This is a genomic window from Janthinobacterium sp. Ant5-2-1 (assembly GCF_001445815.1).
Classification (GTDB): Bacteria; Pseudomonadota; Gammaproteobacteria; order Burkholderiales; family Burkholderiaceae_D; genus Janthinobacterium; species Janthinobacterium lividum_E.
The window spans coordinates 39,184-51,615 of record NZ_LNCE01000037.1; the positions used below are offsets into that span (position 1 = coordinate 39,184).

General features: G+C 63.9%; 11 protein-coding genes. 2 read left to right on the top strand and 9 right to left on the bottom strand.

Annotated features, from left to right (window positions below; all coding sequences use genetic code 11):
- Window positions 1-75: 75 nt before the first annotated feature.
- The 4 genes from ASN89_RS13280 to ASN89_RS13295 all read right to left on the bottom strand — a co-directional run bounded on the left by ASN89_RS13280 (window position 76) and on the right by ASN89_RS13295 (window position 4,447).
- Window positions 76-1,410, bottom strand: coding sequence for an ATP-binding protein (locus ASN89_RS13280; RefSeq protein WP_046685864.1), 1,335 nt, complete (start codon window positions 1,408-1,410; stop codon window positions 76-78).
- 2 nt (window positions 1,411-1,412) lie between these two features.
- The gene (locus ASN89_RS13285) at window positions 1,413-2,072 is read right to left on the bottom strand and encodes a response regulator transcription factor (protein ID WP_034750756.1); all 660 of its coding nucleotides are present in this window, start codon (window positions 2,070-2,072) and stop codon (window positions 1,413-1,415) included.
- Window positions 2,073-2,203: 131 nt separating this feature from the next.
- Window positions 2,204-3,718 carry a Do family serine endopeptidase gene (locus ASN89_RS13290; protein ID WP_058049611.1) on the bottom strand — a complete coding sequence of 505 codons (1,515 nt, stop codon included), beginning with the start codon at window positions 3,716-3,718 and terminating at the stop codon, window positions 2,204-2,206.
- Window positions 3,719-3,985: 267 nt separating this feature from the next.
- On the bottom strand, window positions 3,986-4,447 hold the full coding sequence (locus ASN89_RS13295) for an Hsp20 family protein (RefSeq protein WP_058049582.1): 462 nt from the start codon (window positions 4,445-4,447) through the stop codon (window positions 3,986-3,988).
- A 222-nt stretch (window positions 4,448-4,669) separates the two neighbouring features.
- Here ASN89_RS13295 and ASN89_RS13300 point away from each other — a divergent pair, with 222 nt between their 5' ends.
- Complete coding sequence (locus ASN89_RS13300; RefSeq protein WP_058049612.1) at window positions 4,670-5,020, top strand: hypothetical protein; 351 nt, start codon at window positions 4,670-4,672, stop codon at window positions 5,018-5,020.
- A gap of 83 nt (window positions 5,021-5,103) precedes the next feature.
- Here the strand turns inward: ASN89_RS13300 and ASN89_RS13305 are convergent, their stop codons facing one another.
- The 4 genes from ASN89_RS13305 to imuA all read right to left on the bottom strand — a co-directional run bounded on the left by ASN89_RS13305 (window position 5,104) and on the right by imuA (window position 8,845).
- Entirely contained in the window at window positions 5,104-5,862 is a 759-nt protein-coding gene (locus tag ASN89_RS13305) for an alpha/beta hydrolase family protein (RefSeq protein WP_058049583.1), read from the bottom strand.
- Window positions 5,863-5,931: 69 nt separating this feature from the next.
- Window positions 5,932-6,636: a glutathione S-transferase N-terminal domain-containing protein gene (locus ASN89_RS13310; protein ID WP_058049584.1), complete on the bottom strand. Its 705-nt coding sequence runs from the start codon at window positions 6,634-6,636 to the stop codon at window positions 5,932-5,934.
- 81 nt (window positions 6,637-6,717) lie between these two features.
- Window positions 6,718-8,205 (bottom strand): Y-family DNA polymerase, encoded by a 1,488-nt coding sequence (locus ASN89_RS13315; RefSeq protein WP_082654556.1) that lies wholly within the window; start codon window positions 8,203-8,205, stop codon window positions 6,718-6,720.
- Window positions 8,135-8,845 (bottom strand): translesion DNA synthesis-associated protein ImuA, encoded by a 711-nt coding sequence (gene imuA, locus ASN89_RS13320; RefSeq protein ID WP_058049613.1) that lies wholly within the window; start codon window positions 8,843-8,845, stop codon window positions 8,135-8,137. Before imuA ends, ASN89_RS13315 begins: the two co-directional genes overlap by 71 nt.
- Before the next feature lie 206 nt (window positions 8,846-9,051).
- On the opposite strand from imuA, the gene ASN89_RS13325 reads away from it, so the two are divergent.
- Window positions 9,052-10,317: a putative Na+/H+ antiporter gene (locus tag ASN89_RS13325; RefSeq protein ID WP_046685869.1), complete on the top strand. Its 1,266-nt coding sequence runs from the start codon at window positions 9,052-9,054 to the stop codon at window positions 10,315-10,317.
- A gap of 50 nt (window positions 10,318-10,367) precedes the next feature.
- Here ASN89_RS13325 and ASN89_RS13330 read toward each other — a convergent pair whose 3' ends face one another.
- Window positions 10,368-12,401 (bottom strand): GNAT family N-acetyltransferase, encoded by a 2,034-nt coding sequence (locus ASN89_RS13330; RefSeq protein ID WP_058049586.1) that lies wholly within the window; start codon window positions 12,399-12,401, stop codon window positions 10,368-10,370.
- Window positions 12,402-12,432 lie beyond the last annotated feature (31 nt).

Genomic DNA, 12,432 nt, shown 5'->3' on the forward strand with positions numbered 1-12,432 from the left:
ATTGCTTATTGCGCAGACAATATATGCCAGCGGCGCGCGCGTCAATGCAACATGCCAAAGATCATGATCAAAACGTTACTTTTTCACGGCTTGCGGGAATTCCACGCGCACGCACAGGCCGCCCAGGCGTTCGGATTTGTCCAGCACCAGGCGCGCGCCGTGGCGCTCGGCGATGGCCTTGATGATGGCCAGCCCCAGGCCGCTGCCGTTGGCGTCCGTGCCGGGCACGCGGTAGAAGCGGCTGAAGACGCGCTCGCGCTCTTCGGGCGGGATGCCGGGACCGCTGTCTTCCACCGATAACGTCACGCCGACGGGGCTGGCGCGCAGGTCGATGTCGACCGTGCCGCCCTGCGGCGTGTATTTGATGGCGTTATCGACCAGGTTGCGCAGCATGATGTTGAGCGCATCGGCCTGGCCCGCCACCTTGGCCGCGTCCATGTGATGCAGGCCCAGGTCGATCTTGCGCGCCTGCGCGATGCCGGCCATGTCGCCCAGCGCGCGCTTGACGACGTCGTTCAAGTCCACCGCCTGCAGCTGGTCGCCGCTGGCGGCACTGGCTTCCTGGCGCGCCAGCACCAGCAACTGCTCGACCAGGCGCGTGGCCCGCTCGATGCCGGCGCTCACGCGGGAGATCGCCAGGCTGCGCTTTTCTTCCGACTCGGCCCGTTCCAGGCTCAATACTTGCAACTTCAATGCCGCCAGCGGCGTGCGCAATTCATGCGCGGCGTCGGCAACAAAATGCTGCTGCGCGTCGAACGCCGTTTTCACGCGCCCGAAGAGCAGGTTCAATTCATGCACCAGCGGGCGCACCTCGTCGGGCAAACCCGCTTCCGAGACGGGCGACAGATCGTCCGCCTGGCGCGCCGCTACCTGCTTGCGCACGCGCGAGACGGGCGCCAGCGAACCGCTGACGACCCACCAGACGACGAGCATCAATATCGGCGCCATCAGCGCGATGGGACCGACCGTGCGCAACGCCAGGCTGCCGGCCATGCGCTTGCGCACGGCCATGTCCTGGGCGATCTGCACGGTCTGGGAACTGGTTTGCACGGAGAAGATGCGGTAGGTGGTGCCGTTGGCCTTCACGTTGGAAAAGCCCAGCACGGCGCGCTGCGGCAGTTCCGCGCGCGTGATCGAGCGGAAGACCTGCACGCCGTCCGGCGTCCACACCTGCACCACCATATCGTTGTTGACGGGGTCGGCCGGCAAGGCTTGCGCGTGGTTGGCCAGCGGCGCACCGGAGCGCAGCGACAGGGCCATCTGCTGCATGTGATAGTCGAAAATCTGGTCGGCGTCGTACAGGGCGCTGCGGTAGGCGATCGACGCCTGCGCCAGGGCCGCCATGATGATGGCCGCCAGCAAAAACCACAGCAGGCGGCCGCGCAGCGAATGCGTCACCGTGACCTTCATCCTCATGCCTTGGGCACCATGTAGCCGAGGCCGCGCACGTTCTGGATCAAGTCGCTGCCCAGCTTCTTGCGCAAGCCGTGGATATACACTTCCACGGCATTGCTGTTGACTTCATCCTTCCAGCTGTACAGTTTTTCTTCCAGCTGTGCGCGCGACAGCACGATGCCGGGGCGCGCGATCAAGGCTTCCAGCACGGCCCATTCGCGCGCCGACAGGTTGACGGGATGCCCTTCGGCGATGACTTCGCGCGTCAGCGGATTGATGGACACGCCCTGGTGTTCGAAGACTGGCTCCGGCCGCCCCGAGGCGCGCCGCAGCAGGGCGCGGATGCGCGCCAGCAGTTCGTCGAGGTCGTACGGTTTCAAGACGTAATCGTCGGCGCCCGCGTCGAGGCCCGCGATGCGCTGCTCGATGGCGTCGCGCGCCGTGGCTACCAGCACGGGCGTGTCAAGCTTGCGCAAGCGCATCGAACGCAGCACGTCGAGGCCATCCTTGCGTGGCAAGCCCAGGTCCAGCAGCACCAGGTCATAGGTCTGCGTCTGCAGGGCCGTGTCGGCCATGTCGCCATCCTTGACCCAGTCCACCGCGTAATGCTCGGCGCGCAGCAAATCGAGCACCACTTCGCCGATCATCGTATCGTCTTCTACCAGCAATAAGCGCATGGCTTGCCTCTCTATCTTGTTATGCTTGCTTTCACCCCAAAAGATGAAAAGCTGGGGTCGGCCCCGACGGGGGAATGTGTCCCAATGTGACACATTCCGATCACGAAGTGACTGACCCCGGTACTCATTAATTAACCTAAACGCACAGGAATAAAAATCTTGTCGGGACCGCGCTGTATCAGCAAGGCGACCGACTTGGCGGATTTTTCCACCACGTCGCGCACCTGCTCGACCGTGTTGACGGGACGGCCATTGACCGACAATAGCACGTCGCCCGGCTGCACCCCGGCGTTGGCCGCAGCACCGCCAGCGTCTTCCACCAGCAGGCCGGCGCTGATGCCCGCCTCGCGTTTTTCATCCGATTGTAACGGACGCAGGGCCAGGCCCAGCTTTACCTTGCCGGCGGCGCTGTCGCTCTTCGCCACTTCGGCCACCTTGTCGGCCGCATTGCCCAGGGTTGCCGTCAGGCTCACGATCTTGCCGTCACGCCAGACATCCATGCTGATCTTGTCGCCTGGCAAGGACGTGCCCACCAGCGCCGGCAAGTCGGCCGAGCCGATAATGCGCTGGCCATTCACCTTGCGCACCACGTCGCCCGATTTCAGGCCCGCCTTGTCGGCCGGGCTGCCCCGCTCCACATTGGCGACCAGGGCGCCTTCCGGCGTGGCCAACTTGAACGAGTCGGCAAAGCCCTGGTTGACTTCCTGCACCGTCACGCCCAGCTTGGCATGGCTGGCCTTGCCGGTGGCAACGATCTGGTCCTTGATGCGGCCCGCCAGGTCGATCGGGATGGCGAACGACAGGCCCTGGAAGCCGCCCGTCTGGCTGTAGATCTGCGAATTGATACCGACCACTTCGCCGCGCGTGTTGAACAGGGGGCCGCCCGAGTTGCCCGGGTTCACCGCCACGTCCGTCTGGATGAAGGGCACATTGCTGTCGTCCGGCAGGGAACGGCCCTTGGCGCTGACCACGCCGGCCGTCACCGTGCTGTCGAAGCCATAAGGAGAACCGATGGCCAGCACCCACTCGCCCACTTTCAGGTCGCTCGAATGGCCGAGCGGCACGACGGGCAGGTTGTTGGCATCAATCTTCAGCACGGCGATATCCGTCTTCGGATCCGTGCCCAGCACCTTGGCGCGGAATTCGCGGCGGTCGTTGAGCTTGACGGTCACTTCGCGCGCATCGCGCACCACGTGGGCATTTGTCATGATGACGCCGTCCGGGCTGACGATGAAGCCGGAACCGAGGCCGTGCGTGGGCACGTCGCGGCCACCGCGCTGGCCGCCTTGCGGCCCCTGGAAGCGGCGGAAGAATTCGAAGAAGGGGTCGTTGCCGAAGTCGTCATTGCCGGCCTGGGCCGATGGGTCATAAGCCACCTTGGTGCTGCCCGTGACGCTGATATTGACGACGGCCGGGCTGTTGCGCGCGGCGATCTGGCTAAAGTCCGGCAAGGCCACCAGCGGCGCGCTGGCGGCGGGCGCCACGGCAGCGGCCACGAGGGCGGCGGGCGAGCCAGCGGCGGCATTCGCGCCTGCATTGTTTTGATGCACCACCATGGCGCCACCGGCGCCCAGCACACCGATCGCGGCCAGCGCGGCTACGGTGCGTTTGATTTTCAGGGATGCGGTATTCGTTTGCTGTTCCATGAATTGCTCCTCATTCAATGAGATTTTGATGTATGCAATAGTGGGCCACGAGTCTTAGGCGCTGCTTAACATTTTTCTATTTGGAAACAGGCGTTTGCGCCTTTAAGCATGGCTTAATCTGGCGTGTTGCGTGGCGGTCAATGGAAGCCCGAACGGCCTCCGGACGTGACACTGGCCGGATCAACCGGCCAGTATTTTACTGCATGGGGAGGCGATATTGCCTCCCGTTAATGCCAGCGCGTGGCGCCGGGATCAGATCAACTCAGCTCAAGCTGCCTGACGCTGTTCCAGGGTACTGACGGTGGCGCCAGTACCGGCGCCGATCTCGATCTTGCGCGGTTTCAGCGCTTCCGGCACTTCACGCACCAGGTCGATGGTCAGCATGCCGTTTTCAAACGTGGCGCCCGTGACCTTCACATGGTTGGCCAACTGGAAACGCTGTTCGAAATCGCGGGCAGCGATGCCGCGGTGCAAGAACGTGCGCTCGACGCCATCTTTCTGCTTGCGGCCCGTGACATGCAGGGAGTCGCGTTCGGTGATGATGTCGATCTCTTCACGCGAGAAACCGGCCAATGCCATCACGATGCGGTACTTGTCTTCCGACACCAGTTCGATGTTGTACGGTGGATAGCTCGGTTGCGCATCGGCGCGTTGTTCGTTGAGCAGTTGTGCCAAGCGGTCAAAGCCAATGGCGGAACGGTACAGGGGAGCAAGGTCAAAAGTACGCATGATAAATATCCTTTTCAAATGAAGCGATAAGAGGGGCGGACCTCACGATGAGCATCCGCTTGTTACCGATATACGGCCTCTCCAGCTCCTTTCAAGGCCTTGAAATTGGCGAAAAGCGCCCCAGACGCCGCTCAATTTGTAAGAAATTTTTACACAGCCCGTCCTTGGGGATTTTGCATGGCGCCCCCTATGCGGCGCCGGCTTTTGGTGTATGCTGGCGGCATGAATAATGACACCGACATCCAGCTCAGCGGCCCCGTCAAGGCCACCGACGGCTCCGGCCGTGCCCACGACATCAAGGCCATCCGCATCTTCGATGAAGGCTACGGCATCATCGACGTCTACGTCGATTTCGCCGCCCCGCTCGAAGCGGGCGCCTACAAGGACAAGACCCTGGTCGGCCACATCCTGGCCCGCCTGCGCAGCCTCGGCTACGTGGGCCCCGACTTCGGTCATGGCGACCTGGGCTTGCAAGACAAGAAACTGATCGTTCTGGAAGCGCCGGAAGAGTTTTCGGCCTTTGCCGTAAGTAAAGGCTGGAAGGATCTTTCGGCCGAGTTTGACGAGGACTGATCTTTCAATCTATCAACACCATCTGCGCCGCGCCAGCTTCTGCTGCCGCGGCGTTTTTCATGGGCGACCGTTTATTTAGTTACTTAGCTGATATAGCGCGCGCTCCACGCGGCGATGACGTTGGCGACGTAGGCCGCGTCATCGCGCCCCGTCAACAGATGGTCGGCGTCGTCGAGCGAAACGAAGCTTTTCGGGTGCTTGGCCGCCGTAAAGATATCCATCGCATTCGACAAGCTGACCGTCGTGTCGTTCGGCGCGTGCATCACCAGCAGGGCGCGGCGCAGGCCGGCGATGTGTGCCTTTAAACTGTGGCGGCCCGCGTCGTCGACGAATTGCTGGCGGATGCGGAAGGGCCGCCCTTCCAGCTGCACCAGCGCCTCGCCTTCGGCTGCGATTTTTTCCAGGTGGTCGCTGAACATGCGCGTCACGTAGGCGGGCGTGCTCGGGGCGGCCAGGGTGGCGATGGCGGTGGCTTCCGGCACTTGCGCGGCAGCGGCCAGCACGGCAGCGCCGCCCAGGCTGTGGCCGATCAGCAATTGCGGCGCGGCGTGTCTGGCGCGCAAAAAATCGGCGGCGGCGACCAGGTCGTCCACGTTCGACGAAAAATTCGTGGCGGCGAACTCGCCCTCGCTGGCGCCCAGTCCCGTGAAGTCGAAGCGCAGCACGGCGATGCCGTGCTCCGTCAAGCCCTGCGCGATGCGCCGCGCGGCCAGCACGTCCTTGCCGCAGGTAAAGCAGTGGGCGAACAGCGCATAGGCGCGGATGGCGCCGTCGGGTGCATCGAGGCGCGCCGCCAGCACATGGCCGTGCGCGCCGGGAAAATCTTGCCGGGTGGATTTCATTGTCTCAGATCAAAGCTGCCGCGCAGCGCGGCCGATGGCGCATTGTAGCGCCGCCCGGCCACGGCTGTTTTAGCCACGCGATGGTATGTCGAGCCCCTTGATAACGGCAGGCCGGGCCAGGAAAGCATCCAGCACGCGCTGCACATTCGGGAAGTTATTAAAACCGACGAGATCGCCCGCGCCGTAAAAACCCACCAGGCAGCGCACCCAGGGGAAGATGGCGATGTCGGCAATCGTGTACTGGCTACCCATGATCCAGTCGCGGCCCTGCAGGCGCTGCTCGAGTACGCCCAGCAAGCGCTTCGCTTCACCGATATAGCGCTCGAGCGGACGCTTGTCCTCGTACTCCTTGCCGGCGAATTTGTGGAAGAAGCCCACCTGGCCAAACATGGGGCCGATACCGCCCATCTGGAACATCAGCCACTGTAGCGTTTCATAGCGCAGGCCCGCGTCCTGGGGGATGAACTTGCCCGTCTTTTCAGCCAGGTACAGCAGGATGGCGCCCGACTCGAACAGGGCCAGCGGCTTGCCATCGGGACCGTTCGGGTCGAGGATGGCGGGAATCTTGTTGTTGGGATTGAGGGACAGGAACTCGGGCGATGTCTGGTCGTTTGTCTCGAAGCTGACCAGGTGCGGCTCGTACGCCAGGCCCAGCTCTTCCAGCAGGATGGAAACCTTGATGCCGTTCGGCGTGGGCAGCGAGTACAACTGCAGGCGCTCGGGATGCAGTGCAGGCCATTTTTGGGTAATGGGGAAGTCGGAAAGCTGTGTCATGGATATCCTTTGTTTCAATGAAAGATGCGGCGCCGGGAAGCCAGTATAGCCAAGCACGGCAATTTCAGCAGGACAGCCCATTCAGCCAAACAAGCCATGCAAAAACCAGCGCGGCGCGGCGTCTTCTGCGCTGCCGGCGATGCGCTCAAGGTAGACCCAGTAGTGGGCGTGGTCGAGGCCTTCGGCGATGAAATAATCACGCGCCTGCGACTGGCCCCACCAGCCCGCCTCGATGCGTTCGGCAACAGACACCATTTTCAAGGGCGAGCCATAAAACGGCCGGTGCTCGCGCATCAGCAGGGCGATGGGCTGGGCCAGCAGCCAGCCGGGACGGGGCATGCCGGCCAAGCCGGGCGGCAAGTCCGGCTGCGCGTTTTTTGTGCCGACCTTGGCCGGCAGCGGCAGCCACAGGTTGGCCGCTTCGGGACGGTAATCGGCGCGCGGCGCGGCCTGCAAGACATTGTCCGTGCCCAGGCGCGCCACCAGCAATTCCAGCAAGCGCTGGCGCTCCTGCGGCGTGCCGCCCGGCTCGGGGAACAGAGTGTCGCTGGGCGGCGCCATCGGCTGCACCTGCAGCGCTTCCAGGGTCAGGCCGATCACGGGCGCGTCCAGCGCCAGCTGCGCCAGGCGCTCCTTGAGCAGGCGCACCAGATGCTCGTCGCGCCACACGGCCTCGCCCAGCGCCAGGTCGATGACGGTGGGCGGGCGCGCCACCCTGCCCCGCTCGTGCGCCAGCAGCAGCTGAATGCGCTCGACGGCGAATTGCCGCGCGCACAGCCAGCCCGTCATTTGCTGCAGCAGGCGGCGCGCGCCGAACAGCAGCGCGTCGGCGTGCTCCACGCGGTCGAACAATTCCAGGCTGGCGCGAAACGTGGGCGGCGCTTCGAGCCACACGAACAATTCCGTGCTGTGGCCATGCGCATCGTCGAGCATGTCCATCAAGGCTGCGCCGCAACGGCGCTGCAAGCCGGGCCGCGGCAAGTGGCGCAGCTGCCCCAGGGTGCGGCAGCCGATGCCCTCTAACCAGTCGAGCCAGGGGCGCGCAGGCGGCAGCAAGGCGCACGGCAGGCCGTCAAGGCGGCGCATGAGACTGGCCATGCCCAGCACGCGGCCCCGGCGCGTACCGGCGCGCGCCAGCAGCCAGGCGCCGCGCGCCGTGGGCGCGCACGACAGCTGGGCCGTGTAACCGAGCGCGCGCAAGCTGGCCGCGATGTGCCGGCACAGGGCGCGCACGCCGCCGAACAGCCGCAGGCTGGCACCCGCATCGACGAGCAGGGTCGCTTCCTCGCCCTGCGCCACCAGCGGAGAATATTGCAGCAGCGCCAGCGCCACCGCTTGCAGGGCTTGCGCTTCCAGTTCAAGCGAGCGCTCGTGCAGGCGCGCCTGCGGCGCCAGCATCAGCGCGCCCGCGCGACGCATGCCCGGCCGGATACCGGCTGCCCGCGCCAGCGGCGACACGGCCATCACTTGCTCCTGCTCCAGTACCACGCCCAGGTGGTCAGCCGACCAGCGCGGGCAAAATACTTCGAGCGGGAGCCGGGGCAGGCACAGGCCGATCCAGAGTCGCATGGCGTCGCAATAATGAAGGAGGTTGCAGGGGCAGGAACAGGGGCGCGTCGCGCTGCGGTCCCCGGCGCTTGATGAAGCCGATCTCGATGCCGCCGGCGGCCGGGCGCACGGACAGGCGCAGCGGCGCCGGCGACGCATCCTGCGCGCCGTGCAGCGGGCGCAGCATGCAGAACAAGGTATTGCCGCTTTGCGCGGCCAGGTGCAGCCGGCGCAGGCTGTCGGCGCGCACGTGCGGCTGCCAGAACAGCAAGGCGCCGCACGTACCGCTGCGCAAGATGTTTTCCGCCGCCCACAAGGCATCCTTGCTGCCGGCGCTTTTGAGCCACAGCAGCTGCGACGGCGCCAGCCCCTGCGCGACCAGGGCCAGCGCCTGCGGCGGATGGGGTGGCTGCAGCAGCACGATGGGCAAGCCCTGCAGTTGCGCCAGCGCGGGCGCCAGCAAACGCAATTCGCCGCTGCCCGGCTGCTGCACCAGCAGGTCGATCAGGCTGCCGCTGGGCCAGCCGCCACCGGGCAGCTGCGCGGACAAGGCGGCAAAGCCCGTGTCCAGGCAGCGCGTGGCACCCTGTCCCAGCTGCGATGCACGCCATAAAGACGGGTGCAAGGCTTCCGGCGAGGCCATCAATTGAGAATGTTGCATCATTGAATAGAGAGGTTGATACTGTATGCATATACAGTACTATCCGGACCCGCTTTTGACAAGGTTTATCTGACTGTCGCCAGCGCCGGGGCCGCTCCGCCATGTCCGAAAAACCCCGTTTTTAGTATCGATTGCTGTACCATAAGCACTCTCCTTACCGCTCGGCAATGCACCGGGCGGCTTCCTCCGTCCATAAGGAAACGCATTTGACCACCATCCAAATCATCAGCGCCATCGTCTTCGGCCTCGCGCTCATCCACACCTTTGCCGCCAAGTCGTTTGAAACCTTGTCGCGGCGCCATCCCCGCCATGCGGGCCTGCTGCACTTGCTGGGCGAAGTGGAAGTCGTGTTCGGCTTCTGGGCCTTCATTTTGATTATCATCATGGCCTTTGTCTCGGGCAGCGATGCAGCCATCGAGTATGCCGAGTCGCGCCATTACACGGAGCCGCTGTTCGTCTTTGTCGTCATGGTCGTGGCCGCCTCGCGCCCCGTGCTCGACGCCGTGCAGCGCCTGCTAAAAAGCGTGGCGCGCGTGATGCCGCTGCGCACGGAACTGGCCCTCGTCTGGCTGGGACTGGCGCTCGTTCCCCTGACGGGCTCATTGATCACGGAACCGGCCGCCATGACCCTGGCCGCGCTGATGCTGGCGCCGCAAATCTTCCGCCCGGGCATCCCCGAATGGTTGAAATACGGCGCGCTGGGCGTGCTCTTCGTCAACGTTTCCATCGGCGGCACCCTCACCTCGTACGCGGCGCCGCCCGTGCTGATGGTGGCTACCACGTGGAACTGGGACAGCGCCTTCATGGCCAGCCATTTCGGCTGGAAGGCCGCCATCGCCGTGCTGGTCAACGCCACGGGCGTGAGCATTTTGCTGCGCAAATACCTGCACAGCAACACCTCCGACATCAAGCCGAAGGCCGGCGAAGTGGAAGCGCCAAAAGTGCCGCTGGCCGTCAGCCTCGTGCACATGATCGTGCTGGCCGGCGTGGTCACCCTGGCGCACCATCCCGTGCTGTTCATCGGCCTGTTCCTGTTCTTCCTCGGTTTCGTGCAGGCGTATGAACGCTATCAAAGCCCGCTGATCCTGAAGGAAGGCTTGCTGGTGGGCTTCTTCCTTGGCGGCCTGGTGGTACTGGGCGGCATGCAGCAATGGTGGCTGCAACCCATCGTCTCGAGCCTGAAACCGCTGGCCCTGTTTTTCGGCGCCCTGGGCTTGACGGCCATTACCGACAATGCGGCCCTGACTTACCTCGGCTCGCTGATCGTCGGCATGACGGACGAGGCGAAATACATGCTGATGGCCGGCGCCGTGGCCGGTGGCGGCCTGACCGTCATCGCCAATGCGCCGAATCCGGCCGGGGTGGCCCTGCTGCGCCGCGGCTTCAAGGATGAATCGATCGGCGCCGTCGGCCTGCTGGCCGGCGCCCTGCTGCCGACAGCCGTGTCTGCCGTGGCCTTCCTGGCCCTGTAAGTCTTCACGGGGCGGCTGCCGGCCGCCCCCGCTCCCTTCAGTTTCCCTCCTCAGTTGCCTTCATACACGAGGAAATGCAGCCGGTCATAGAACAGGCTGTAGGCATAGTCGAACGTGCCCACGCTGCGAAAACCCTTGTGCAGATACACTTGCAGCGCTTCGCTTTTTTCCCACACGGTCAGGGTAATGCGCGCACAGCCCTTGCGGCTGGCCAGGTCGCGGATTTCATGGAACATTTGCCGGAACAGGCCCTGCCCCCGGTATTTCTCGTCGATGGCCAGGCTGCTGACGAAACAGTCGTCGGCGCGCGCATGCGCGAGCACGAATGCGTCATAGGCATCGTCGAGCGCCTTCATGTCGTCGCGGTAATATGAGACGGCGCCGCAGGCCTGGAACTCGTCCATCGTCGCGGCCGTGAAAAAGCCGATGAAACGCTCGTCCTCGTCATGCAGGCCGTGGATGTGCGCCAGATACGGGTCGATGTTTTGCCGCCGCTGCAATTCGACGAATTGCAAATTCAATTTATTTCCAAACGAGCAGTATTCGAGGTAGCTGGTAGCAAACAGCAGCTTCGCCATGCGGTTCTTCGTCTCGTCATCCAGCAGTTCGCCCGGCACCAGCGTGAGCGGCGCATGCGACAGCAAGTCCGCCTGCGCCTCGTCACCGGATGGGGCGGCATCGCTGACGGCCGGCATGCGGCTGCCGTGGCGGCCCACGGTGGGACGCCAGAAATTGCCGGCGGCAATATGCTGCGAACGGTGGGCCAGCAGGTAGCGGCAAAAGACGCTATTCACGCGGTCGAGCTGCGGGTCGTCCGACAGCACCGAGTAATAATGGAAATGATCGATGTCGGCCCGCAGCTGGGCCGCATACGCCATGCGCGGCACTTCCTCGATGTCGAACACGTCGACGATATCGGGCAGGCTCAAAGGATCGTCGAGCCGCCAGTCGATGTCGTCGAGCCTGGCGACGCAGCGCGCATACGCGCGCCGTTCCTCGTCGCTCAGGGGAATGTGCATGTCGGTAATGATATCGTCCAGCAAACGCATGCCGCGGATGCCGCCCACCACCGCTTCCCGCGCGCCGTCATACAGCACGCAATAACGCTGGTAGAACTCGGCATGGCTGAGCACGGTCACGCCCAGGTTCTTCTTCCATTCCGCATAGAACTGGCCAAACAGCTGTGCCTCGAATTGCGGACAGGAACGGGGGATCTGCGCATCGATGCCCGCATAGGCAAGGTTCACATTGCGCTGGATCACGCGCAGCGCCGCATCGTTCTTCTTGGCGATCAGCATGCCCGTTTCATCGAGAAACAGATTCATCCAGCTGACGTGCCGGCGCTCTTCGCTGTCATTAGCGTTGCGCTGGAAATAATCGGGCACTTCCGGCTTCATCAGGAAAATCGTCGCCGGATTATGCGGGATCGTATCGACATCCATATACATGCCGCCGTATTCGCACATGATGAGGATGCGGAAATAATCGGACAAGGTGGCGAAGTAGCGCTGCGTATGCAGGGTATCGAGGATGCCGAAGCGGGCCGGCGCGAAATCGAGCGCCAGCGCGCGCAGCGAATTGATATGCAGGGTCGTGCCGCCGATGGCATAGCGGCCTATGGTGTAGCGCCCGGCGCCGCCCGTGGGGCTGAAGCGCTCGTCATTGCGCAGCTGCTGCGCATCCCACACCCACAAGATGGAAACGTACGGCGCGCCGCCGTTATGCCGCACCTCTTCCAAGGCCGCGCCCCACTGCTGGATCGCTTCGGCGGCGATGGCCGGCAGCGGTCCGCCCATCCAGATGCGGTGCAGATAGCGCTCGTCGTCGCCGAGCGCGCGCGTGGGGATGCAGCTGAGCGAGGAACAGCTTGCCGCATTGAAATGGTTGAAGTTCAGGGCGACGAAGCTGCGCAGGGCCGCGATGCCCGCCTGATGCTCCACGGCCAGTTGCTCCAGGTCGCTGCCGGCCGGACGGACATCGGCCAGCGTGATGTAATCGAGTTTCAGCCGGTTGATGCGGAACTCGTATTCCAGGTTGAAAATCTTTGCTTGATCGTGTTTCGAGGCCAGGTCATCTATTTTCATGGGCGCACCATTTTCCGCAGGAGAGTGTCAA

What these genes read in the sequence shown, in the direction of transcription:
- ASN89_RS13280 (WP_046685864.1), bottom strand. Translation starts at nt 1,410, where the DNA reads ATGAAGGTCACGGTGACGCATTCGCTGCGCGGCCGCCTGCTGTGGTTT.
- ASN89_RS13285 (WP_034750756.1), bottom strand. Translation starts at nt 2,072, where the DNA reads ATGCGCTTATTGCTGGTAGAAGACGATACGATGATCGGCGAAGTGGTG.
- ASN89_RS13290 (WP_058049611.1), bottom strand. Translation starts at nt 3,718, where the DNA reads ATGGAACAGCAAACGAATACCGCATCCCTGAAAATCAAACGCACCGTA.
- ASN89_RS13295 (WP_058049582.1), bottom strand. Translation starts at nt 4,447, where the DNA reads ATGCGTACTTTTGACCTTGCTCCCCTGTACCGTTCCGCCATTGGCTTT.
- ASN89_RS13300 (WP_058049612.1), top strand. Translation starts at nt 4,670, where the DNA reads ATGAATAATGACACCGACATCCAGCTCAGCGGCCCCGTCAAGGCCACC.
- ASN89_RS13305 (WP_058049583.1), bottom strand. Translation starts at nt 5,862, where the DNA reads ATGAAATCCACCCGGCAAGATTTTCCCGGCGCGCACGGCCATGTGCTG.
- ASN89_RS13310 (WP_058049584.1), bottom strand. Translation starts at nt 6,636, where the DNA reads ATGACACAGCTTTCCGACTTCCCCATTACCCAAAAATGGCCTGCACTG.
- ASN89_RS13315 (WP_082654556.1), bottom strand. Translation starts at nt 8,205, where the DNA reads ATGCGACTCTGGATCGGCCTGTGCCTGCCCCGGCTCCCGCTCGAAGTA.
- imuA (WP_058049613.1), bottom strand. Translation starts at nt 8,845, where the DNA reads ATGCAACATTCTCAATTGATGGCCTCGCCGGAAGCCTTGCACCCGTCT.
- ASN89_RS13330 (WP_058049586.1), bottom strand. Translation starts at nt 12,401, where the DNA reads ATGAAAATAGATGACCTGGCCTCGAAACACGATCAAGCAAAGATTTTC.